The sequence below is a fragment of the Delftia sp. WY8 genome (genome assembly GCF_018437695.1).
Lineage (GTDB): Bacteria > Pseudomonadota > Gammaproteobacteria > Burkholderiales > Burkholderiaceae_C > Comamonas > Comamonas tsuruhatensis.
Genome location: NZ_CP049795.1, coordinates 3,343,415 through 3,364,824, shown reverse-complemented (window position 1 = coordinate 3,364,824; position 21,410 = coordinate 3,343,415). Strand labels below are relative to the sequence as shown.

Here is a 21,410-nt window from a genome sequence, read left to right as displayed (position 1 = left end):
GACCCGTCCTGCCGCCATGACTTCCACTGTTGCCTCCGAGATTGACGAGCCCGCGCCGCCGCGCGAAAGGCGCCAGCGCGTGCAGGCCGCCGAGACCTGCCTGGCCGTGCTCAAGGCCCTGGCCACGCTGGGCGGACGCGCCAGCCTCACGGCCATCGCGGGCGCGGTGGAGGAAAGCCCGGCCAAGGTCCACCGCTACCTGGCCAGCCTGATGGCCGAGGGGCTGGTGGAGCAGGACCGTGGCGGCACGCAGTACGCGCTGGCGGCCGAGGCCATGCGCGTGGGCCTGGCCGCCATGCGGCAGTCCGACCCCATCCGCCTGGCCGAGCCGGCCCTGCTGCACCTGCGCGAGGCCTTGCAGGTCACCAGCTTCGTGGCCGTGATGGGCAACCTGGGGCCGACCATCGTGCGCTTCGAGGAGCCGGGCCTGCCGGTCACCGTCAATGTGCGCGTGGGCTCGGTGATGTCGCTGCTGTGGTCGGCCACGGGACGCGCCTTCTTCGCCTTCATGGACGACGATGCCCGCGTGGATGCGCTGCTGGCCCGGGAGCTGGCCGAGGCGCCGGCCGCGCGGCGCGCGCTGCTCGATGGCGCGGACCCGCTGGGCACGCTGCGCCGCGAGATCCGCGCTGCGGGCTGCGCCTCGGTGCGCGATGTCAACCTGCCGGGCATCAGCGCCGTGGCGGCGCCGCTGCACGACTACACGGGCCATGTGGTGGGCGTGCTGTGCGCGCTGGGCGCCAGCGGCGGCTTCGACCCGGACCCGCAGGGCGCTGTGGCCCGGGCCCTGCGCGCCGAAGCGGCGCGCGTCAGCGCCTCGCTGGGCCATCTGCCCGGTGAGGCCCGGCTGAAGCCCGGCTGAGGCCCGGTTGAGGCGTGCAGCCCGCTGCCGCTACGGCGTCACCAGCGTGTAGGCCATGCGCACGCGCTGCATGTCGCGGCCCAGGCGGCGGCTCTCAGGCAGGCGGCGCACCCAGGCCAGCTGTTTCACGGTGCGCGCCATCAGGGCGCGGGTCTCGGGCTCCATGGACTGCACGAAGTCCCGCCAGGCCGCGCGTGCGGCCGGCATGGCGCCGGCCTGCTCCAGTATCCAGGCCGTGGAGTGGGCGTAGCACAGGGCATCGCGCACGCGGCACAGCGCCAGGGGCAGGTGGGCGGCGGGGTCGTCCTCGAAGTCGATGAAGCCGATCACGCCGTCGGCACAGCAGACCATGTTGCGCGCAAAGGCCTGGCTCAGGCAGTCGCCGCTGCCATGCACCTGCTGCAGGGTCTGCAGGCCCTGCAGCCACAGCGCCAGCGTGCTGCCATCCCCCCGGGGCAGGGCGGCTTCCATGGCATTGCCCAGCGAGGGCGCCTCCACGCCGGGGCTGCCCAGGTGGCGCATGGCAAAGCCGTCCTCGCACTCGGCCAGCACGGCAGGCACACGCAGGCCGCGCTGCGCGAGCTGGCGCAGGCGGCGTACCTCGGTGCGGATGGCTTCGTGTCCGCCGGGGTTGGGCACGGGCCGCAGCACGGGCAGGCGCAGGCCGGCGGCCAGCAGGGCCAGGGCGCGATAGCGCCACGCCGGGTTGCTCGCGCCCGCGCGCTTGACCCAGATGGTTTCGTCGCCGCGGTCATAGCGCTGGATGCTCAAAGGCTGGCTCAGCACATGGGCGCGCAGGAAGGCGTCGTAGTCTGGCGATTCGGAAGGCGGGACGGCGGCAAACGGTTCGGACACGGCAGGCTTTTCTGGTGGGAGGCGCAGGGCGCCAAGCATGGACCGATTGTGCCGTGTCATGTCCGTTGCGCGGGGCAAGGCCTGTTTACGGGTTTGCACTGCGCATGGCGCTGGAAATCTGTGCGGCGGCACCCTGAAAATTGAGACAATCGTTTCATCTTTTCAGCCCTCATCAATCCATGAATTCCGAAGACAGTGGCAAGCTGGTGGCCGCCCTGGTGCGCGGCATCTCCGTACTGCAGTGCTTTTCCAACAAGCACCAGGAACTCAGCGCCCGTGAACTGATGGACATGACGGGCCTGCCCAAGCCCACGCTGTTCCGCCTGATCGACACCCTGTGCGAACTGAACCTGATGCGCTACTCCGAGCGCCTGTCCAAGTACGTGCCGGGCGTGGGGCTGCTGAACCTGTCCTCACCCGTGCTGGCGCGCATGCACATGCGCCAGTTCGCGCGGCCGCACATGCAGGAGCTGGCCAATCACCTGGAGGGCCAGATCCAGCTGGCCGTGGGCCACGGCCGCCAGCTGTGCCTGGTGGAGCTGGCCAACGGCCTGACCAACAAGGTCTTCCTGCCCGAGATCGGCGTGCACATCTCGCTGTCGCGCACCGCCACGGGCCGCGCCTACCTGCTGAGCCTGCCCGAGGCCGAGCGCGAGGCCTTCATCGCCGAGCTGCAGGCCGACGATCCCGCACGCGCCCAGCAACTGCGCGAGCGGCTCGACGATGCGCGGCGCGACCTGGCCGAGCACGGCTTTTGCCGCAGCCACGGCGACCTGCACCGCGAGATCCAGTCCATTGCCGTGCCCATGTCCACGGCCCAGGACGGCGAGTACTGGGTGTTCTCGGTCTCCCTGCCCATCTACAGCCCGCAAAGCCGCGCGCTGGAAAGCGATGCCGGGCCGCGCCTGATCACGCTGGTGCGCCTGGTCGAAGGCATGCTGGGCGCCTCCAGCCTCTCGTGAATCAGCGGGCGCTGCGCCAGACTTCCTGCGCGCGGCCTGCGCTCACCTTCTCCCGCACGCTGGCGGTGTCTGAGCCTGCAGCATTTGCAGGACCCGGCGCATAGGCCTGGCCGTCAAAGCGTGGCGCGGGGCTGGCCTGCAGGGCGCCGCCTTCGGGCTGCAGATAGACGCCACGCGCCTGCAGGTGCGGGTGGCTGGCGGCTTCCACAGGGCTGAGCACGGCGCCGAAGCAGGCATCGCTGCCCTCCAGCAATTGCTGCCAGTGCGCGCGGGGCCGGGAGGCGAACAGCACCTGCAGCTGCGCGCGCCGCGCGGGCCAGGCGGCGCGGTCCCACTGGGGGCCCTGGAACGCTGCGGCACCGGCCAGGCCCAGCCTGTCCAGCAGCAGGGCATGGAACTGCGGCTCGATGGCGCCCACGGTGATGAAGCCGCCATCGGCACAGGCATAGGTTTCGTAGAACGGTGCACTGTCGTGGATGCTGTGGCCGCGCTCGTCGGCCACCAGACCGCGCTGGCGCGCGTGCAGCATGAGGTTGAGCATGTGCGCCGCACCATCGACGATGGCCGCGTCCACCACCGTGCCGCGCCCCGTGGCGCGCGCCTGCACGATGCCGGCCAGCAGCCCCGTCATCAGGTACATGGCGCCGCCGCCGATGTCGCCCAGCGTGGCAAACGGCGAGACCGGCCGGGCATCGGCCGGCGCGCATCCCCACAGCGCGCCTGAGACGGCCGCATAGTTGTTGTCGTGGCCGGCTGCCTGGGCCAGCGGGCCGTCCTGGCCCCAGCCCGTCATGCGGCCATAGACCAGGCGCGGGTTGAGGGCCTGGCAGGCCTCGGGTCCCAGGCCCAGGCGCTCCATGGCGCCGGGCCGCATGCCCTCGATCAGCGCATCGGCATCGCGCATCAGGGCCAGCACCAGGTCACGCCCTTCGGGTGACTTGAGATCGGCGAACACCGAGCGCTTGCCGCGCGACAGCGCGGAGGCGGCTGAGGTGGCGGCGGGTTCCGCCTCGGGCCGCACGATGGACACCACATCGGCTCCCAGGTCCGCCAGATGCATGGCGCAGAACGGCCCCGGGCCGATGCCGCCAATCTCCAGCACGCGCACGCTGTCCAGCACCTTCATGGCGTCTCCGTCGAAATCGGTTCAGTCGAGTTGCAGTTGGCGGCTGGTGATCAGCGCGCCCCAACTCTTGCGGTCGTTGTCCACCAGCTGGGTGAACTGCGCCTGCGGCATGCCGCCCGGGCGGCCGCCGAGCTCGCGGTAGCGGCGCGCCACCTCGGGGTCCCGGAGCACGGCGACCAGGCCGTCGGTGAGCTTGCGCACCACGGCGGGCGGCGTCTGCGCGGGCAGGAAGAAACCCATCCAGCCGACCTTGTCGAAGTCCTGCAGGCCCAGCTCGGTGGTGGTGGGCACGTTGGGCAGCTCGGGCTCGCGCTGCGCGCCCGTCACGGCGATGGGATGCAGCTTGCCCGCCTTGATGTGCACCAGCGAGGCCGTGAGGTTGTCGAACATGAACTGCGTCTCTCCCGAGACGATGGCCGCCGTCGCCGGTGCCGAGCCGCGGTAGGGCACATGCACCACGTCCACGCCTGTGCGCTCGCGCAGCAGCTCGCCCATGAGGTGCGTGGTCTGGCCCACGCCGGCCGAGGAGAACGACAACTTGCCCGGCGCCTGCCGCGCGGCCTTGAGCAGGTCCTCCAGCGAGCGCACCGGCGATGCCTGCGGCACGACCAGCACGTTGGAAAACGAGATCATGTCCGTCAGCGCCACGAAGTCCTCGGGCCTGTAGGGCAGCTTCTTGTAGGCCGTGTAGTTGATGGCGTTGGAGCCCGTGTTGCCCACCAGCACCGTATAGCCGTCCGGCTGCGCGCGTGCCACCTGGCTGGCACCGATGGAGCCGCCCGCGCCCGGCTTGTTGTCCACGATGACGGGCTGGCCCAGCCGCTCGCCCAGCTTGAGCGCCAGCAGCCGCGCGGGAATGTCGGTGGAGCCCCCGGCCGCGCCCGGCACGACCAGGGTGATGGGCCGGGTGGGCCAGGCATCGGCTGCAATGGCGGCCGTGGCGCACAGCAAGGCAGCCGCCGCCAGCGTGAGACGTTTGAACATGGTGTTTCTTCTCCGCGCGTGTGCTGGGCCGGGGCGCTTCTCAGCGAGGACTCATCCGAATGGCACCGTCCAGGCGAATCGTCTCGCCATTGAGCATGGGATTTTCAAGAATGTGCAGCGCGGTCAGCGCGTACTCGGACGGGTGGCCCAGGCGTGCGGGGTTGGGCACGGAGGCGGCCAGCGATTGGCGGATGTTGTCGGGCAGCTTGGCCAGGATGGGCGTGTCGAACAGGCCCGGCGCAATGGTGCACACGCGGATCATGCGCGTGGCCAGGTCGCGCGCGGCGACGATGGTCATGCCGATGATGCCGGCCTTGGCCGAGGCGTAGGGAATCTGGCCGATCTGCCCCTCGTAGCCCGCCACCGAGGCCGTGAGCACGCAGGCGCCGCGCTCGCCTTGCACGGGCTCGTTGCGCGCCATGCTGGCGGCGGCCAGGCGCAGCGTGTTGAAGGTGCCGATCAGGTTCACGCGCACGATGCCCGTGTATTTGTCCAGCGAGCCCGGGCTGCCGTCCTTTTCCACCAGCCGCAGCGGCCCGCCCACGCCCGCACAGTGCACCAGGGCGCGGAACTCGCCGAAGTCCTCGGCGGCGGCAATGGCGGCGGCCATCTGGTCGGCGTCGGCCACGTCGGCCTTCACGAAGCGCAGGCGGCTGCCGTAGCGCTGGCGGGCTGCGTCCACCATGGCCGCGCCGCGGTCCTCGTTCAGGTCCACCACCACCACGTTCAGGCCGCGCTCCAGCAGCGCCAGGGCCGATGCCTCGCCCAGGCCCGATACGCCGCCCGTCACCAGGGCCGTCATGTTCTCTTGCAGTTGCATGGATGTGTCTCCCGTGCCTGGCTCACAGGCGTTCGATGATGGTGGCATTGGCCATGCCGCCGGCCTCGCACATGGATTGCAGGCCGTAGCGCGCGCCGCTGTCCTCCAGCGCGTGCAGCATGGTGGTCATCAGGCGGATGCCCGAGGCCCCCAGCGGATGGCCCAGGGCGATGGCGCCGCCGCGCGGATTCAGCCGCTCGGGGTCGGCGCCCAGTTCCCTCAGCTCTTTCAGCCAGGCCAGCGGCACGGAGGCAAAGGCCTCGTTGATCTCGCAGTGGTCCATCTGCTCCAGCCGCATGCCGGCCTTGGCCAGCACGCGCCGCGTGGCGGGAATGGGGGCCGTGAGCATGTACAGCGGATCGTCGCCCACCACGTCCAGCGCCACGAAGCGCGCTCGCGGGCGCAGGCCCAGCTGCTGGGCGCGCTTCTCGCTCATCAGCAGCATGGCGCTGGCGCCGTCGGTCATCTGCGAGGCATTGCCCGCCGTGGTGTGCCAGCGGATCTGCGGAAAGCGCGCCGACAGCTCGTCGTTCTGGAACACGGCCTTGAGCGCGCCCAGCTTCTGCGCCGTGGTGCCCGGGCGGATGGTCTCGTCGGCCTTGACGAGGCCGGCAGGCGTGGTGATGCCCACGATCTCGCGCTCGAAGTGCCCGGCCGACTGGGCCGCATGGGCGCGCTGGTGCGATCGCGCGGCATAGGCATCCAGTTCCTCGCGGCCCAGGCCCCAGCGCGCGGCCACGAGGTCGGCCGACACGCCCTGGCCCACCAGCCCCGGCGCAAAGCGCGCATCGAAGCGTGCGCCCGTGGTGTTCTGCCCCATGCGCGAGCTGCCCATGGGCACGCGGCTCATGGACTCCACGCCGCAGGCGATCACCATGTCCTGCGTGCCCGACATGATGGCCTGCACGGCAAAGTGCACGGCCTGCTGGCTGGAGCCGCACTTGCGGTCGATGGTGGTGGACGGCACATGGGCCGGCAGGCCTGCGGCCAGCCAGGCCAGGCGGCCCGGCGTGCCGGCCTGCTCGCCGGCCTGGCTCACGCAGCCGGTGATCACATCGTCCACCGCGCCGGGGTCGATGCGGTTGCGCTGCACGAGCTGCTCCAGCACCTGGCTGAGCAGATCGACGGGGTGGAGTTGGGCCAGGGCGCCATCGGGCTTGGCCCGGGCCATGGGACTGCGGATGGCATCGACGATGACGGGAGTGTTCATGCTGATTTAATGAGACTGGAGGTTCACGAAATGAATGATAAGTCTCGAAATTTGCATTGAACAAAGCGTTTTCCCGGATGAAAAACCGCGCGCAAACAAAAATACTTGCTGAAACCCGGTGAATTCGAGACGACGGATTCAAAAAAGCAAAGGAGACAGGCGTGCATGACTTTCACAGCTGGGCCGATGCCCGGCCCGACCGCGTTGCGCTGACCATGGGCGACAGCGGCCAGCAACACACGGCGGGCGCGCTGGCGCAGCGCTCGCGCGAAGTGGCGCAGTGGATGGCGGGGCAGGGCCTGGCGGCCGGGGACACGGTGGCCGTGCTGATGGAAAACCGCGTGGAGATCCTGGAGCTGGTGCTGGCCGCGCGCCTGGCGGGCCTGTACACGGTGGTCATCAGCACCCACCTGACGGCGCCCGAGGTGGCCTACATCCTGGGCGACAGCGGGGCGCGCCATGTCTTTGCCTCGGCCGCCACGGCGGCGCAGCTGCCGGCCGAACTGGCCGCCTCCGTGCATTCGGTGGACGGAGACTGCGCATCCACGGGCCTGCCGTCGCTGGCCGATGCCCTGGCCGCCTGGCGTGCGCAGGCGCCCGCGCCCATCGACCTGTCGGGCCGTCCGCTGGGGCGCGACCTGCTGTACTCCTCGGGCACCACGGGCCGGCCCAAGGGGATCAAGAAGGCGCTGCCGGCGGCGCTCTACCGCACGCAGGCCGACCCCGAATTCCTGGCCTGGCAGCGCAACATGGGCTTTGACGCCGACACGGTCTACCTCTCGCCCGCACCGCTGTACCACGCAGCGCCGCTGCGCTACTGCCTGCGCACGCTGGACGGCGGCGGCGCGGTGGTGATCACGGCGCGCTTCGACGCACAGCAGGCGCTGGCGATGATCGAGCGCTACCGCATCACCCACAGCCAATGGGTGCCGACCATGCTGGGCCGCCTGCTGCAGCTGCCCGAGGAGGTGCGGCACGGCTATGACCTGTCCAGCCACCGCTGCGCCATCCATGCGGCCGCGCCCTGCCCGGTGGCCGTCAAGCAGGCGCTGCTGGACTGGTGGGGCGACATCCTGCTGGAGTACTACGCAGGCTCCGAAGGCTGCGGCATCACCCTGATCAACTCCGCCGAATGGCGCCGGCGTCCAGGCTCCGTGGGCCGCGCCAGCTACGGTCGGCTGCGCATCGTGGGCGACGACGGGCAGGAGCTGCCTGCGGGCCAGATCGGCCGCGTGTTCTTCTCGGACGTGGCGCCCTTCGCCTACCTCAACGACCCCGCCAAGACCCGCGAGGCCATCGACGAGCGCGGCTGGGCCACCTATGGCGACCTGGGCCATGTGGACGAGGAGGGCTACCTCTTTCTCAGCGACCGGCGGGCCGACCTCATCCTGTCGGGCGGCGTCAACCTCTATCCGCAGGAGATAGAGAACGCGCTGGCCACGCACCCGGCCGTGCAGGAGGTGGCCGTGGTCGGCGTGCCCGAGCCCGACTTCGGCGAGCAGCCCATGGCCGTGGTCGTGCTGCGCCAGGGCCACGCGGCCAGCGCCGAGATGGCACGCGCCATCGTCGCCGAGGCCGGCGCCACGCTGTCGCGCCTCAAGCGCCCGCAGCGCCTGCAGTTCGTGGACGAGCTGCCGCGCCTGCCCACGGGCAAGCTGCTGCGCCGCGTGCTCAAGGACAGGCTGCGCGAGCAGCCGCACGCGGGCTTCAACCTGCGCAGCGCCTGAACGGCCCTTCCCCGTCTTTCCTCACCGACAACCACCGGATACCGACCCATGCAAGACCTGACCGAGCGCTCCGTCTACCGCGAAGACCATGAACAGTTCCGCGAGCAGGCCCGCCGCTTCTTCGAGCGCGAGATCGTGCCCCACCATGCCGAATGGGAGCGCCAGGGCATCGTGCCCAAGGAGGTCTGGCGCAAGGCCGGGCGCGAAGGCCTGCTCAACCCCATGCTGCCCGAGCCCTATGGCGGCGGCGGCGACTTCGGCCATGCGGCCGTGCTGCTGGAGGAGATCGCGCGCACGGGCGCCAGCGGGTTGGGCTTTCCGCTGCATTCGGACATCGTCGCGCCCTACATCCATGCCTATGGCAGCAAGGTGCAGAAGGACCGCTGGCTGCCGCGCATGGCCGCGGGCGAGCTGATCGGCGCCATCGCCATGACCGAGCCCGGCGCGGGCAGCGACCTCAAGTCCGTGCGCACCACGGCGCGGCGCGAGGGCGACCACTACGTGCTCAACGGCCAGAAGACCTTCATCACCAACGGCATCAACTCGGAACTGGTCATCGTCGTCGCCAAGACCGCGCCCGAGATGGGTGCCAAGGGCGTGTCCCTGATCGTGGTCGAGGACGGCATGCCCGGCTTCTCCAAGGGCCGCAAGCTCGAGAAGATCGGCCTCATGGCGCAGGACACCTCGGAGCTGTTCTTCGACAACGTGCGCGTGCCGGCCGACCACCTGCTGGGCGAGGAGAACGCGGGCTTCAGGTACCTCATGCACGAACTGGCCCAGGAACGCCTGGTGGTGGCCGTGCGCGCCGCCGCCTCCATCGAGGCCTTTTTGCACAAGACCATTGCCTACACGCGCGAGCGCAAGGCCTTCGGCCAGCCGGTGTTCGACTTCCAGAACACGCGCTTCAAGCTGGCCGAGGCCAAGGCCCAGGCCACCATGCTGCGCGTCTTCGTGGACGACTGCATCGCCCTGCACCTGCGCCGCGCGCTCGCGCCCGACCGGGCGGCCATGGTCAAGCTCAATGCCACGGCGCTGCAAAACCGCCTGCTCGACGAATTCCTGCAACTGCACGGCGGCTACGGCTACATGACCGAATACCAGATCGGCCGCGCCTGGACCGATGCGCGCATAGGGCGGATCTACGGGGGCAGCGACGAGATCATGAAGGAGATCATCGGAAGGACTCTTTGAACCCCTGAGCGGCTGCGCGGGCGTGCGGCGCCCTGATCCGGGGGACGGCCAAGCGGGGCGATGTGTAGCGGCTGCACATCATGAAGGCCCTTGCTCCGGCCGCTTGTCCTAGGCTTTTCCCAAGCCCGATCCGAGTGGGAGAAGCGGCAATTTTCCTTTTGGCAATCCTATTTTTTGGCAGAAATTGGAATTTCCATAGAGCGGCTCATTCTTCCATGATCTTTCCGTATCGAAAGATCGGGAGGGCGCCCCCACAGGGCGAGAGCACCAATGACACGCCGAGTCACCATCCATACGCCATTGGGCGATGAACTGCATTTCCGTGAATTGCGCGGCCAGGAAAACATCAGCCAGCTCTTCAGCCTCGATGTGGAAATGCTCAGCGAAAACGAAAGCATCGATCCCAAGGCCCTATTGGGAAAAAACGCCACCATAGAAATTGAAACCCAGGGCGGCGGCAGGCGCTTCATCGACGGCATCGTCACCCGCTTTGGCATGCAGGGCCAGGACCACCGCCACTACGCCTACAAGGCGCGCCTGAGCCCCTGGCTGTGGCTGGCCACGCGCAAGAGCGACTTTCGCATCTTCCAGAACCTCAACGTGCCCGACATCATTGAGCAGGTATTGGGCGTCTATGGCCATCCAATGCAAAGGAAACTCACGCGCGCCTATCGCAGTTGGGATTACTGCGTGCAATACAACGAAAGCGATTGCGACTTCGTCTCGCGATTGATGGAACACGAAGGCATCTACTATTTCTTCGAGCACGCATCGGGCCAGCACACCCTGGTGCTGTGCGACGACATCATTGCCTCGCACGGCGCATTGCCCGGTGGTGAATCCATTCCCTTCTATCCCCCGGAAAAAGCCGCCGCAGGCGATCAGGAAAACATCCACGCCTGGCAGCTGGAGCAGGAAATCAAGCCGGGCCGCCATTACATCGACGACTACGACTTCAAAAAGCCCCGGGCCGAACTGTCCCACATGCGCCGCGATCCACCGGGCCATGCGCACGACGGCCATGAAACCTACGAATGGCCGGGCGGCTACACGGAGTACGGCGACGGAGATGCCTACATCCGCGTGCGCCTGAAGCAAGGCCTCACGGGCCACAGCCGGGTGCGGGGCCAGTCGTGCCACCGGGCGCTGGCCACGGGCTACACCTTCAGCCTCTACAACTACCCGCGTGGTGACCAGAACCGGCAGTACCTGATCACGGGCCTGAGCTACCACCTGAAAGAAAACCCTCGCGTCAGCGCGATCTCCAGCGTACGTGGCGTCCCATCCGCACCGAGTACCCGGGACGGCGCCAAGGAAGAAGGCTCCTTCCAGCGCTACGAGCTGCAGGCCCAGCCCACGGATCTTGCCTTCAAGCCACCGCGCACCACGCCCAAGCCGCGCACCACGGGGCCGCAGACGGCCATTGTCGTGGGCCCGGCCAGGCAGGAAATCTGGACCGACGAATACGGCCGCATCAAGGTGCAGTTCCACTGGGACCGGCTGGGCAAGAAGGACCAGAACTCCAGCTGCTGGATCCGCGTGGCCACCAACTGGGCAGGCCCGGGCTTTGGCGCCATCTCGATCCCACGCATAGGGCACGAGGTGGTGGTGGACTTCCTCAACGGCGACCCGGACTATCCCATCGTCACGGGCTGCGTCTACAACGCGGCCAACATGCCGCCCTGGGCGCTGCCGGCCAACGCCACGCAATCGGGCATCAAGACCCGGTCGAGCAAGGGCGGTGCCGCAGGCGCGGGCATGAAGAACGGCCCGGGCGACGCCAACGCCATCCGCTTCGAGGACAAGGCCGGGCAAGAACAGCTGTGGCTGCATGCGCAAAAGGACCAGCTCACCGAGGTCGAGAACGACGAGGACAAATGGGTGGGCAACGACCGGCGCAAGACCATCGACCGGGACGAGACCAGCGTCATCCACCGCGACCGCACCGAGACCGTGGACCGCAATGAGAAGATCGATGTCCACGGCTGGCGCACGGAGGTGGTGGACCTGGACGAGACCCTCACCGTCCACCAGAACCGCACGCGCACGGTGGACCTGGATGAAAGCATCCGCATCTGCAAGAACCGCACGAAAACCGTGGATGCCAATGGACGCGACAGCATCGGCCGCAACTGGACCCTGGCCACGGGGCGCATGAAATCCGAAACCGTGGGCATCGGCTACACCCAGGGCACGGGCCTGTTCAAGATGGTCACCGTGGGGTGTGCCTACAACCTCAACGTAGGCGCGGTGCTGATGAGCAACGTGGGTGTCCTGCGAAGCGACAGCGTGGGGATGGACTGGAGCCGGACCGTGGGGCGCAACCGCAGCGCGCAGGTTGGAAGCGATGAAGGCCTCATCGTGGGCAACAACCGCTGCAGCACCATCCAGAACAACGACAGCACCGAGGTAGGGCAGGACCAGGCGGTCAACGTCGGCAACGACCACGCGCTGCGGGTGGGCGCCAACAGCCTGGTCGATGCGGGCGGACAGCTGGCCCTGGCGGCGGGCACCACGCTGACGGTCGATGGGCAACAGGTCATCGTCACCGGCACCCGAAGCATCCGGCTGCAATCGGGGGCGAGCTCCATCGAGATCTCTCCGGCCATGGTCGAGATCAAGTCGCCGCTGGTGAAGATCAACTGCTGAACCCGGGACACTCGCATGGGACAACCTGCAGCAAGAGTGGGCGACATGCATGCCTGCCCCGCCCACGGGGGCGGCGCCATTCTCTCCGGCCAGGCCGATGTGCTCATCGGCGGCATGCCGGCGGCCAGGGTCACGGACCAGGCGCTGTGCCCCCGTTCGCCGCCCGACGCCATTGCCGAAGGCGAAGCCACGGTACTGATCGGCGGCAGGCCCGCAGCCCGCATGGGGGACAGGACCGTGCACGGCGGCGTGGTCGTCTCGGGCTGCACCACCGTCTGGATCGGTGCGAATGCGGGCCGGTGCCTGGCCGAAGCCGCGCAATCGGGGGCCGCCTTCGTGTCGGCCATGGAGGACTGAATCGCCATGTCCACCTTGATCCCCCCAGGCCCCGGCACGCCGGACGAACTCCAGATGGCACGCCAGGCCGTGCTCGAAAAGGTGGCGGCGACCTATGACGGCCTGCTCTACGCCATCGTGGACGCGGCGGCGGATGAGCACCTGCATGACGCCATCCTGGCCGAGCCGCCGCAGTCCGGCATCACCTGCCTGTATGACGGCATGCCCGCCGCCCGCTATGCGCGCTACGCGCCCTATCTCATGCGGGTGCATGCAGGCAGTCCGCTGTTCCAGCGCTGGCCGCATGAAGGCTGGCAGGCGCACTGGGGCATTTTCCTGATCAGCCGGTTGCCGGCCCCTGCGCTCAAGCGCCATCTCAAGCGGTTTCTGCAGGCCAGGGGAGACGGCGGCCAGCGGCTGTGGCTGCGCTTTTACGACCCGCGCGTGCTGCCTCGCCTGCTGGCGCAGTTCGACCCGGCGCATCTGGGGGACTGGTTCCGCGGCCACAGCATCCTCGCCTGCCTGGCACCGCATCCCGAGGGGATCTGGGTCGGCATGGCGCAACGCAAGTTTCTGGACCACGTCACAGGCCTGGCGCGCCTGGACAACAGGCAATGGGAGGTGTCTTCGCCATGATGGAAATTTCAACCCTGGAAATGCAGCGCACGCTGCGCCGCAACCTCGTGCCCAGCGAAGAAGGGATTGCCGCCATCGTGCGGCAGACCTGCCATCTCAGCGAGCAGGATTGGCCGCATGACAGGCTGCTGGCCCATACCCGGCGAGGCCTTGACCGCGCGGTGGGCTGGGGCCTGTCGACGCCGGACGATGTCATCGGCTTCCTGGCCTTGCGCCACCAGTTTGGCGAGCGCTTCGACGAATTTCCCGCCGTGCGCAAGTTTCTCTCGCGCACCGACCTGCCGCCTGACGGACGCATCCAGTTGATGATGCTTGAACTGCCGATGGGCATCTGGGACGTGGTGCGGCGGCGCACGCCTGTGGGCGAGTCCTCCTCGCCCCTCGGCGGGCCTGGCGCATGAGCTGCGAACAACTGGTCCCCGCCTTCATTGCCCTCAATCGCCTGAAGCGGTCCAGGGACCTGTGCAAGGCCGTCGTGCTTGTGGGCTTCAACAAGGTATGCGGCACCCGGGACTTCGACAACGAACTGGACCGCAGGGCGCTGTGCGAGCTGTTTTGCTGCTGCATGACCGGCGGCCTGGGCCAGCGCTGCGTGGCCGGCGTGGTCATGCAGGCCGACGGGTTTGAAGGCTACCGGGGCTACTACAAGCAGGAAGTGCCGTACCTGAACAAGGCCCCCGTCATGTCGCGCAGGGAGCCCGTACGACCCACGCGCAGCCGGCCTGCGGGCTCGCGCATCCCGGATGTGGTCGTGGTGAAGAACCCGCGCCTTCCGCCTGTGCTGGACAACGTGCAGCGGGTCTATGAGATGAAGTTTCCGGGGGATGGCTTTTCCAATGCTGAAGGGCCAGACGGCAAGAGTCAGTTTCATGCGTACCGAGAAATTTTCGAAGACAAGTTTCTCCAGAAGGCCTTGGACGCCGGAAGCTGCGCTTGCGACAGCGATGGAGAAAAGTCGAACGAAAGTGTGTTGAACCAGGCAGCGCGATGGCAGGCCAACAGGGAAAAGGCCATCTCTTTGGCAGAGCGGGTGAATGCGGATACGTCGGCTGCGGTGGGGGCTGCGGCCGGTGCGTCCGCACTGGGGCGGGTACTTCGAGGTGTAGGCGCGGTAGGGACTGCACTGGCAAGAGTCCTTGGGTTGTCATTCTGAAACGATGGCTTCGGTACGGTGAGATATGGAGGATGAATATGGCAAAAGATTTCAAAAAACCTTTGAGCACCAGAGAGCTGCAAAAAGCCACCGTGGCGACGATGGATATTCTCAAGGCGCTGGTACTGTGCAATCAGTTCGGTGATGTCTGTGCAAGAGCCGGCTGGACCATTGAAATGGTGTTCCATGAGGGAGATTCCTTGGCTGTGCGTGAACGTGCATGGAAAGTGGTTGATCTTTTTTGTGAGGCCGTAGGGAAGGAGAAATTGGTTTATTGGTATGACGGAATGCCTGCCATGCTGACCAGCGCAATGGCACAAAAGAAGTTGACCGCGAAGAAGCAGAAGAGCCTAGACAATCCTAAAGGTTATGCACTGATTTTTCATATGGCTTCCGGAAAGCCAAAGCCGCCTGAACTGTGGGAAAACAATGCACAAGACTTTCGCCTTTACTGTTGTATCAACAACGACGAAGGGCTTTGGATGAAGGATCGCTATCAATCACCTGGAATAGGGCCTGCCATGTCTTTCATCCGCATGGCATTTCCTGCATGGTGGGTTTTGAATCAACCGTCCGAGCGCAATGTCGGTTGGATCACCTCTCAAGTGGTGGAATTGATGCAGCCTTTCTGGGCTACGGCGGGTTGGGGCATCATGTCTGCTGTGGAAGAGCGCAATATCGATCCCGACGGAAAAGGTCAGCAAATACTCTATCCTTATCTTCAGCGATTTCCAGGATTGAATGCTTTAGGTAGCCACGCCTTGCAGAGTCATGACTTCAACAACGCTATGTACAGCATCAACTGGCTGAGTTTTGTCAGCGATGCATTGCTGGAAAAACTGGGTGGGCGGGAAGCGGTGCGCAAGCAGGTGGAGGCCAGCCAGTATCTTTCGGCCGGTGATGTCGGCAACTGCCTGGGAATCCGTGCAGGAGATTTCCCAGGACTGGGGGATATGGACCAGGGGCTGACGCTGCCCGCCTTTGGCGAGGTGGCACGCCTGCTCAAGCCTTTGCGCGCCAGATCCCGGCTCAACAGCTTCATCGGACCGCCGCCTTCTGGCTCGAATGATGAACATGCGTGGCTACTGGCATGCGATGCCTATATGAGCCGGTTTGATCTGTTCTGATTTATGGGATTCTGAAGGTACAGGGAGATGACGATGGCTGCGGAACATGATTTCAATTGGCCCTCAGGCAATCGGGAAGCGGATGCTGCCATGGCGGCGACATTGGATATTCTCAAGGCACTGGTATTGCGGAATGGTTTTGGCAATATTTGCGCAAGAGCTGGCTGGACCGTCGAGATGGTATTCCATGAAGGGGATTCATTGGCTGTACGCGAGCGCGCTTGGAAGGTGATAGATCTATTCATTGAAACCGTTGGTGCTGAGAAGCTTGCAATATGGTGGGGGATGGCTCCTGTTGCTATGGTCAGCGAGAAAGGGAAAGCGAGAATGGAAAAGCACAAGCCGAGTACGCTCAATAATCCGAAGGGCTTTGCAATGATGTTTGATCTGGCTTCGGGAAGTCCAAAACCTCCAGATGATTGGGTGGAAAATGCACAAGAATTTCGAATTTATTGCCGGATAAAAAACAATGAAGGCATCTGGCTGCATGATCGCCATACAACACCTGGAATAGGGCCTTCCATGTCTTTCATTCGCATGGCATTTCCCGCATGGTGGATTCTGGATCAACCGCCCGAGCGCAATGTGGGCCGCCTCACCACCCAGATGGTGGAGTTGATGCAGCCCTTCTGGGCCATTGCAGGCTGGGGTGTCATGCCCGCAGTGGAAGAACGCAATATCGGACCCGATGGTAAAGGGCAGCAAATACTGTATCCCTACCTGCAGCGTTTTCCAGGCTTGAATGCCCTGGGCAGCCTTGCGTTGATGAGCCATGACTTCAACAACGCCATGTACAGCATCAACTGGCTGAGTTTTGTCAGCGATGCCTTGCTGGAAAAACTGGGCGGGCGGGAAGCGGTGCGCAAGCAGGTGCAGGCCAGCCAATACCTTTCCGCCGGGGATGTGGGCAACTGCCTGGGGATTCGGGCAGGAGATTTTCCGGGGTTGGGGGACATGGATAAGGGACTGACACTGCCAGCCTTTGGCGAGGCAGCGCGCCTGCTCAAGCCGATTCGTGCCAAATCCCGGCTCAACAACTTCATCGGACCGCCGCCTTCCGGATCCGACGACGAAGACGCGTGGCAATTGGCATGCGACGCCTATATGCGTCGCTTTGATGAATTCTGAATGGAAAGCACCATGAAGCCACAGCCCATCGCCCCGTTGATGGATGCCGTGTTGCGCACGCTGGGACGGCACAGCCGGCAGGACTACCTGCGCCTGGCCCTGCGCCAGGCGGGATTGAGCGATACGCAGCTGCTGAAGATCGATCACGCCCCGCCTTACCCGGTGACATGGGCGGAGACGGGGCTGGGCCTGGTCCTTCAACGCCTGGCCTGGGGCGACATGCCAGGCGCTCCGACATGGGGCGTGCACAGCGTGACCCTGGATGCGCAGCGCTGGAAGGGGACTTGGCCCATGGGCCTGGATCCGGAGACCGTGACCGCGCAGGAATTCGTCAGCCTGCTGGCCCAGGACCAGTCCGAGGCGCTGTGCCTGCCCCAGATGGCCTGCTGCACGACCCGCGGTTTCGACGAGCAGACATGGGCACTGGTGGCAGTCTTTGGCGGCGCCAGCGGCGCTTTGCAGAATTTGACGATGAGCCGGGTCGGGGAATGGGTGGGGCTTTCCATGCTCCCGGCCTGGCAGGGAGCCGGGTAGCGGGTGGGCCACGTGGGCCATGTGGGGCGATAGGGCCCCGTGGGCGCCAGTTCCGACCGGGCGCCACGGACATGGCGGCGCGGCTACACTGCGGGCCATTCATTCGAGGGGCTGGCCGTGGCCGGTTCCTTCTCCCTGTTTTCCCTAGAGATTTCCGCCATGTCCAACGACGCCCACGAAGCCACCGCCCTGCCCGACGAGCCTGCCCTGACGCCCGAGGCGCTGGAGGAGCTTGACGATCTGCTCGACGAGCTGCGCACGCGCGGCGAGGAGATTCCGCAGTGGGAGTTCTGCGACGGTTTCCTGACGGCGCTGATCTGCACGCGCCGCGAGGTGCCGGCCGCCGAGTGGCTGCCCATGCTGCTAGGCGACGGCGGCACGCTGGAGGTGGCCGAGGGCCAGCCGCTGCCGCTGATGGAAGTGTTCAAGGACGCGGCGCAGCAGGCGCGCTTTCTGGAGCTGGTGGGCCTGCGCATGGACGAGATCCGCACCCAGCTGGACGCCGACGTGAAGACGCTGGAAGACGACCGCACCTTCCAGCCCGAGGCCATGGACATGCGCGGCGCCATCCTGTCGCTGCCCGAGGAAGAGCGTCCCGATGACGGCGAGATTCCTTCGTTCGGCCAGATCTGGGCGCTGGGCTTCATGTTCGTGGTCGAGAACTGGGCCGAGGAATGGGCCGCCCCGCGCGACAAGGAAGCCGCCGGCTGGCTCAACGAGGCGCTCAACGCCGTCGTGGCCCTGACCGAGGACGACACCGGCAAGCCCGAAGTCTGCATGTACGACGAGGACGGCCCCGCCAGCACCAGCCAGGAGCGCGTGGAGCAGTTCGGCGAGGCCATCTGGGCGCTGTACGACCTGCGCCAGATCTGGAAGAGCATGGGTCCGCGCCAGGAAACCATCGTCAAGGGCGAGCAGCCGGGCCGCAACGACCCCTGCCCCTGCGGCAGCGGCAAGAAGTTCAAGAAGTGCCACGGCGCCTGAGCGCCCGCGCCACAGGCTTTGGATGCACGGGCCATGAGACATATCGGTGAACGCATACGCGCCCGCCGCGCCGAACTGGGCATGACCCAGGGCCGGCTGGCCGAGGCCGCAGGCATCACGGCCTCGGCCGTGTCGCAGATCGAATCGGGGGCCATCCGCACCCTCAAGAACGACACCCTGGCCCGCGTGGCCCTGGCGCTGCAGACCACGGCGCTGGAGCTGACGGCGGGGCTTGAAGACGACAACGCGCCGCTGCCCGTGGACGAGCAGCGCCTGCTGGAAAGCTACCGCGCCCTGCCTGCACCGCTGCAGGAGATCGCGCACAGGCTCATAAAAGCCTTGCGCTGATCAGCGCATTGAGGCGCTGCAAGGCATGGACCGCGGTGGCCTGGCGCACGGCGGCGCGGTCGCCGTCAAAGCGCAGGCATTCGCTGTGCGTGGTGCCGTATACGTTCCAGCCGAACCAGACCGTGCCCACGGGCTTGGCGGCGCTGCCGCCGCCCGGCCCGGCCACGCCTGTCACGGCCACGCTGCACTGCGCGCGTGAGTGGGCGATGGCGCCTTCGGCCATGGCGCGCGCCACGGGCTCGCTCACTGCGCCGTGTTCGGCGATCAGCGCCTCGGGCACGCCCAGCAGGTCGTGCTTGGCCGCGTTGGAGTAGCTGACAAGGCCGCGCTCGAACCATTCGCTGGAGCCGGCGCGGTCCGTGCAGGCCGCAGCGATCATGCCGCCCGTGCAGCTCTCGGCCGTGGCCAGCATCCAGCCGCGCTGCAGCAGCAGGCCTGCCAGGGTTTCGACGAGTTCGTTGGATGCGCTCATGCCAGCTCCTTCAGCCGATGAAATGGCGCCACAGGGCGATGACCAGCAGCGTGCAGAAGGCGGCCACCAGGTCATCGAACATGATCCCCCAGCCGCCGCGCCAGCCGAAGCCCTTGAAGCACCGGTCCGCCCATTTGACGGGCTGGGGCTTGGCGGCGTCGAAGAAGCGAAACAGCCCAAAGGCGATGAGCTGGCCCCAGAAGCCCGTGGGCATGACCAGCCACAGCACCAGCCAGAAGGCCACGATCTCGTCCCAGACCAGGTTGCCGGGATCGGCCACACGCATGTGGCGCGCCGTGACCGTGCAGGCCCACCAGCCCAGGGGAATGCTGCCCGCGATCAGCAGGCCGATCTGCTGGGGCGTGAACCAGTGCTGCAGCAGCAGGAAGGACAGCCAGGCCCACAGCGTGCCCACGGTGCCGGGCGCGATGCGCCCCAGCCCCGAGCCCAGCCCCATGGCTATGAAGTGGGCCGGGTGGGACATCATGAATTCCAGCGTGGGGCGTGCCATGCCGCCCTGCGGCGGGCCTTCCGGTGGGCGCGCCGCAGAGGCAAAGGTGGGGGTAGCAGGATCGCCGGAAACCTCCGGCCGCAGCGGCGCGTCACTCATGGGGCGAGATCATAAGCGCGGCCCTGGTGCTTCACTGACGCTCTTCGACCGCCAGATCCTGCGGATGGCGGATCTGGTGGCGGGCCTCGAAGCTGGCGCTGGCGCCAGCGGCCAGCGGCTGCTGCCAGGCGATCATGCCGTTGCGGTCGTTCCAGCGCGTGGTGGACGGCTGCGGGTTGTATTGGGACTGCACGCGGATCTGCTCGTTGCGCGAGACGGGTGCGGCGTCCACCACCTGCAGCTCGATGGCGCGGTCATGGCGGTTGTCCACCTGGAAGCGCCGCGTGACCTGGCGTTCGGTGCTGCTGCTGAGCAGGCCGCCGCTGCCCGTGGCCGAGTCCACGGGCAGGTTGCGCACCACCACCTTGTCGTCACGGCCGAAGGACAGGCCCTGGGCCAGCGCGGCGGCGTTGCCGAAGTCCAGCCGGCCCTGGCCGGCGAAGGCGCCGTCGCGGAACAGGGCCACGGGGCCTGCGGGCCAGACACCGGCCGGCACGGCCAGCTGGGCCACCAGGTAGGCTGCCTCTTCCACGGCGGGCGCCGTGCGCGTGAGCAGGGTGGCCGGCAGGTTCTGCGAGCCCAGGGCCAGGGTCACGCGCTCGCTGCTGGAGGGCACGCTGATGCGGTAGGGCACGGAGAACTGCGTGGCGTAGGCGGTGTTGAGGCTGGCGACATCGAGCACCGGCAGTTCGGCGGCCTCGCCGGCCGCCCCGGGCTTGCGGGCGCGCTCCAGCATCATCGCAGGGGCCGCCGGGGCCGGCGCTGGCGCAGGGGCCATGGCGGCCACGGGGCGGGGCCGTTCCACATCCAGCGTCCAGGGATTGGGCAGGCGTGCCTGCGTGCTGCGCGAAGGCTGGCCGGTGGATAGCAGCAGCTGCACCTGGCTCCAGTCCTCGCCGCTGTTCTGGGCCACCAGGGCCAGGCGTTCGATGGCCACCGTGCCCTTGGCCGGGTCCAGCTGGGCGCGGTAGGTGGGCTGCCAGCTCGGGCCGCGCACCTGGTAGGTGAGCTGCACATTGGCATCGGCCGGGCTGGCCAGTTGCACGGTGACCTTCATCACCTGGGCGTTGCCTGCGCCCGTGCGGTCGCGTTCGAGCTGCAGCGGCCTGAGCTGCTCCTGCAGCGCCTGCTTTTGCCGCAGGATCTGGTGGGCGCGCAGCGTGTTGCCGCGGCTGGTGCTGCGCAGCGCCTCGGTGGCGGCGCCCAGCTGGCTGGCGGCGGGCAGGGCGGGGGCTTTGGCGTCATCGCCGGGCTTGGCCAGGCCCTGCAGGTAGTCGCCCACGAGCTTGGCGGCGGACTCGTCGGCCTCCAGCGCGGCCAGCTGGTCTTCCAACGTGCGGATCTGCTGCTCCAGCGGGCTGGCGCAGGCCTTGGAGGCCAGTTCGCGCGGCTGCGACTGCAGCTTGTAGTCGCCCAGGCGCACGCCGGCATCGGCGCTGACCTGCAGGCTCTGCGGGTCGATGGAGCCCGGCAGGCACTCGAACACCAGCTGGCGCGTGGCGGCCGTGATGCGCGCCGTGCGCTCCACCGAGGCCACGCCCGCATACAGGGTGACGCGCGCGATGGGGGCGCGGGCGATGGTGGCTTCCTGGGCTTGTGCCTGGGCCTGGACCGGGGTGCCTGCCAGCAGGAAGCAGGCGGCGGCCAGGGCCGAGAGGGCGGGCAGGGCGGGCAGGGCGGAGCGTTGAACCATGGG

Annotated in this window: 22 protein-coding genes; 14 read left to right on the top strand and 8 right to left on the bottom strand. The window is 67.2% G+C overall.

Annotation, left to right across the window (positions count from 1 at the left end):
* Positions 1–16 precede the first annotated feature (16 nt).
* Positions 17–862 (top strand): IclR family transcriptional regulator, encoded by an 846-nt coding sequence (locus tag G4D77_RS15535; protein WP_016450515.1) that lies wholly within the window; start codon positions 17–19, stop codon positions 860–862.
* A gap of 30 nt (positions 863–892) precedes the next feature.
* On the opposite strand, the gene G4D77_RS15530 is transcribed toward G4D77_RS15535, so the two are convergent.
* Entirely contained in the window at positions 893–1,756 is an 864-nt protein-coding gene (locus G4D77_RS15530; RefSeq protein WP_126312932.1) for a BUD32 family EKC/KEOPS complex subunit, read from the bottom strand.
* A 140-nt stretch (positions 1,757–1,896) separates the two neighbouring features.
* Between G4D77_RS15530 and G4D77_RS15525 the strand changes: the two genes are divergently transcribed.
* Positions 1,897–2,679 carry an IclR family transcriptional regulator gene (locus tag G4D77_RS15525; protein ID WP_016450517.1) on the top strand — a complete coding sequence of 261 codons (783 nt, stop codon included), beginning with the start codon at positions 1,897–1,899 and terminating at the stop codon, positions 2,677–2,679.
* Between the two features lies 1 nt (position 2,680).
* Here the strand turns inward: G4D77_RS15525 and G4D77_RS15520 are convergent, their stop codons facing one another.
* From G4D77_RS15520 to G4D77_RS15505, 4 genes are read right to left on the bottom strand one after another with little or no spacing between them, the layout of a single operon-like run.
* Entirely contained in the window at positions 2,681–3,805 is a 1,125-nt protein-coding gene (locus tag G4D77_RS15520; RefSeq protein WP_154836277.1) for a CaiB/BaiF CoA transferase family protein, read from the bottom strand.
* Between the two features lie 21 nt (positions 3,806–3,826).
* A complete protein-coding gene (locus G4D77_RS15515; protein ID WP_154836276.1) occupies positions 3,827–4,789 on the bottom strand; it encodes a Bug family tripartite tricarboxylate transporter substrate binding protein in 963 nt (320 codons plus the stop codon).
* 40 nt (positions 4,790–4,829) lie between these two features.
* Positions 4,830–5,609, bottom strand: coding sequence for an SDR family NAD(P)-dependent oxidoreductase (locus G4D77_RS15510; protein ID WP_154836275.1), 780 nt, complete (start codon positions 5,607–5,609; stop codon positions 4,830–4,832).
* Positions 5,610–5,631: 22 nt separating this feature from the next.
* Positions 5,632–6,819: a thiolase family protein gene (locus G4D77_RS15505; protein WP_154836274.1), complete on the bottom strand. Its 1,188-nt coding sequence runs from the start codon at positions 6,817–6,819 to the stop codon at positions 5,632–5,634.
* A gap of 161 nt (positions 6,820–6,980) precedes the next feature.
* Here G4D77_RS15505 and G4D77_RS15500 point away from each other — a divergent pair, with 161 nt between their 5' ends.
* The 12 genes from G4D77_RS15500 to G4D77_RS15445 all read left to right on the top strand — a co-directional run bounded on the left by G4D77_RS15500 (position 6,981) and on the right by G4D77_RS15445 (position 18,632).
* The gene (locus tag G4D77_RS15500; RefSeq protein ID WP_154836273.1) at positions 6,981–8,546 is read left to right on the top strand and encodes an AMP-binding protein; all 1,566 of its coding nucleotides are present in this window, start codon (positions 6,981–6,983) and stop codon (positions 8,544–8,546) included.
* Positions 8,547–8,594: 48 nt separating this feature from the next.
* The gene (locus G4D77_RS15495; protein ID WP_016450523.1) at positions 8,595–9,737 is read left to right on the top strand and encodes an acyl-CoA dehydrogenase family protein; all 1,143 of its coding nucleotides are present in this window, start codon (positions 8,595–8,597) and stop codon (positions 9,735–9,737) included.
* Between the two features lie 270 nt (positions 9,738–10,007).
* On the top strand, positions 10,008–12,386 hold the full coding sequence (locus G4D77_RS15490; RefSeq protein WP_154836271.1) for a type VI secretion system Vgr family protein: 2,379 nt from the start codon (positions 10,008–10,010) through the stop codon (positions 12,384–12,386).
* Between the two features lie 15 nt (positions 12,387–12,401).
* Entirely contained in the window at positions 12,402–12,743 is a 342-nt protein-coding gene (locus tag G4D77_RS15485) for a PAAR domain-containing protein (RefSeq protein ID WP_026062371.1), read from the top strand.
* Between the two features lie 6 nt (positions 12,744–12,749).
* Positions 12,750–13,358, top strand: coding sequence for a DUF4123 domain-containing protein (locus G4D77_RS15480; RefSeq protein ID WP_017405334.1), 609 nt, complete (start codon positions 12,750–12,752; stop codon positions 13,356–13,358).
* Entirely contained in the window at positions 13,355–13,759 is a 405-nt protein-coding gene (locus G4D77_RS15475) for a hypothetical protein (RefSeq protein ID WP_047219829.1), read from the top strand. Before G4D77_RS15480 ends, G4D77_RS15475 begins: the two co-directional genes overlap by 4 nt.
* Positions 13,756–14,511: a hypothetical protein gene (locus G4D77_RS15470; RefSeq protein ID WP_154836269.1), complete on the top strand. Its 756-nt coding sequence runs from the start codon at positions 13,756–13,758 to the stop codon at positions 14,509–14,511. Before G4D77_RS15475 ends, G4D77_RS15470 begins: the two co-directional genes overlap by 4 nt.
* 38 nt (positions 14,512–14,549) lie before the next feature.
* The gene (locus G4D77_RS15465) at positions 14,550–15,638 is read left to right on the top strand and encodes a type VI immunity family protein (protein ID WP_193726182.1); all 1,089 of its coding nucleotides are present in this window, start codon (positions 14,550–14,552) and stop codon (positions 15,636–15,638) included.
* A gap of 33 nt (positions 15,639–15,671) precedes the next feature.
* Positions 15,672–16,766: a type VI immunity family protein gene (locus tag G4D77_RS15460; protein WP_227740865.1), complete on the top strand. Its 1,095-nt coding sequence runs from the start codon at positions 15,672–15,674 to the stop codon at positions 16,764–16,766.
* Positions 16,767–16,778: 12 nt separating this feature from the next.
* The gene (locus tag G4D77_RS15455) at positions 16,779–17,300 is read left to right on the top strand and encodes a hypothetical protein (RefSeq protein WP_227740864.1); all 522 of its coding nucleotides are present in this window, start codon (positions 16,779–16,781) and stop codon (positions 17,298–17,300) included.
* A 159-nt stretch (positions 17,301–17,459) separates the two neighbouring features.
* Positions 17,460–18,284: a YecA/YgfB family protein gene (locus G4D77_RS15450; RefSeq protein ID WP_013804727.1), complete on the top strand. Its 825-nt coding sequence runs from the start codon at positions 17,460–17,462 to the stop codon at positions 18,282–18,284.
* 33 nt (positions 18,285–18,317) lie between these two features.
* Positions 18,318–18,632 carry a helix-turn-helix domain-containing protein gene (locus G4D77_RS15445; protein WP_012202639.1) on the top strand — a complete coding sequence of 105 codons (315 nt, stop codon included), beginning with the start codon at positions 18,318–18,320 and terminating at the stop codon, positions 18,630–18,632.
* On the opposite strand, the gene G4D77_RS15440 is transcribed toward G4D77_RS15445, so the two are convergent.
* The 3 genes from G4D77_RS15440 to G4D77_RS15430 form a co-directional block, all read right to left on the bottom strand.
* Entirely contained in the window at positions 18,613–19,104 is a 492-nt protein-coding gene (locus tag G4D77_RS15440; protein WP_017404770.1) for a CinA family protein, read from the bottom strand. The two genes, G4D77_RS15445 and G4D77_RS15440, sit on opposite strands and share 20 nt — an antisense overlap.
* A 10-nt stretch (positions 19,105–19,114) precedes the next feature.
* A complete protein-coding gene (locus G4D77_RS15435) occupies positions 19,115–19,615 on the bottom strand; it encodes a phosphatidylglycerophosphatase A family protein (protein WP_026062211.1) in 501 nt (166 codons plus the stop codon).
* 130 nt (positions 19,616–19,745) lie between these two features.
* Positions 19,746–21,407: a DUF4139 domain-containing protein gene (locus G4D77_RS15430; RefSeq protein ID WP_016450526.1), complete on the bottom strand. Its 1,662-nt coding sequence runs from the start codon at positions 21,405–21,407 to the stop codon at positions 19,746–19,748.
* Positions 21,408–21,410: the final 3 nt, after the last annotated feature.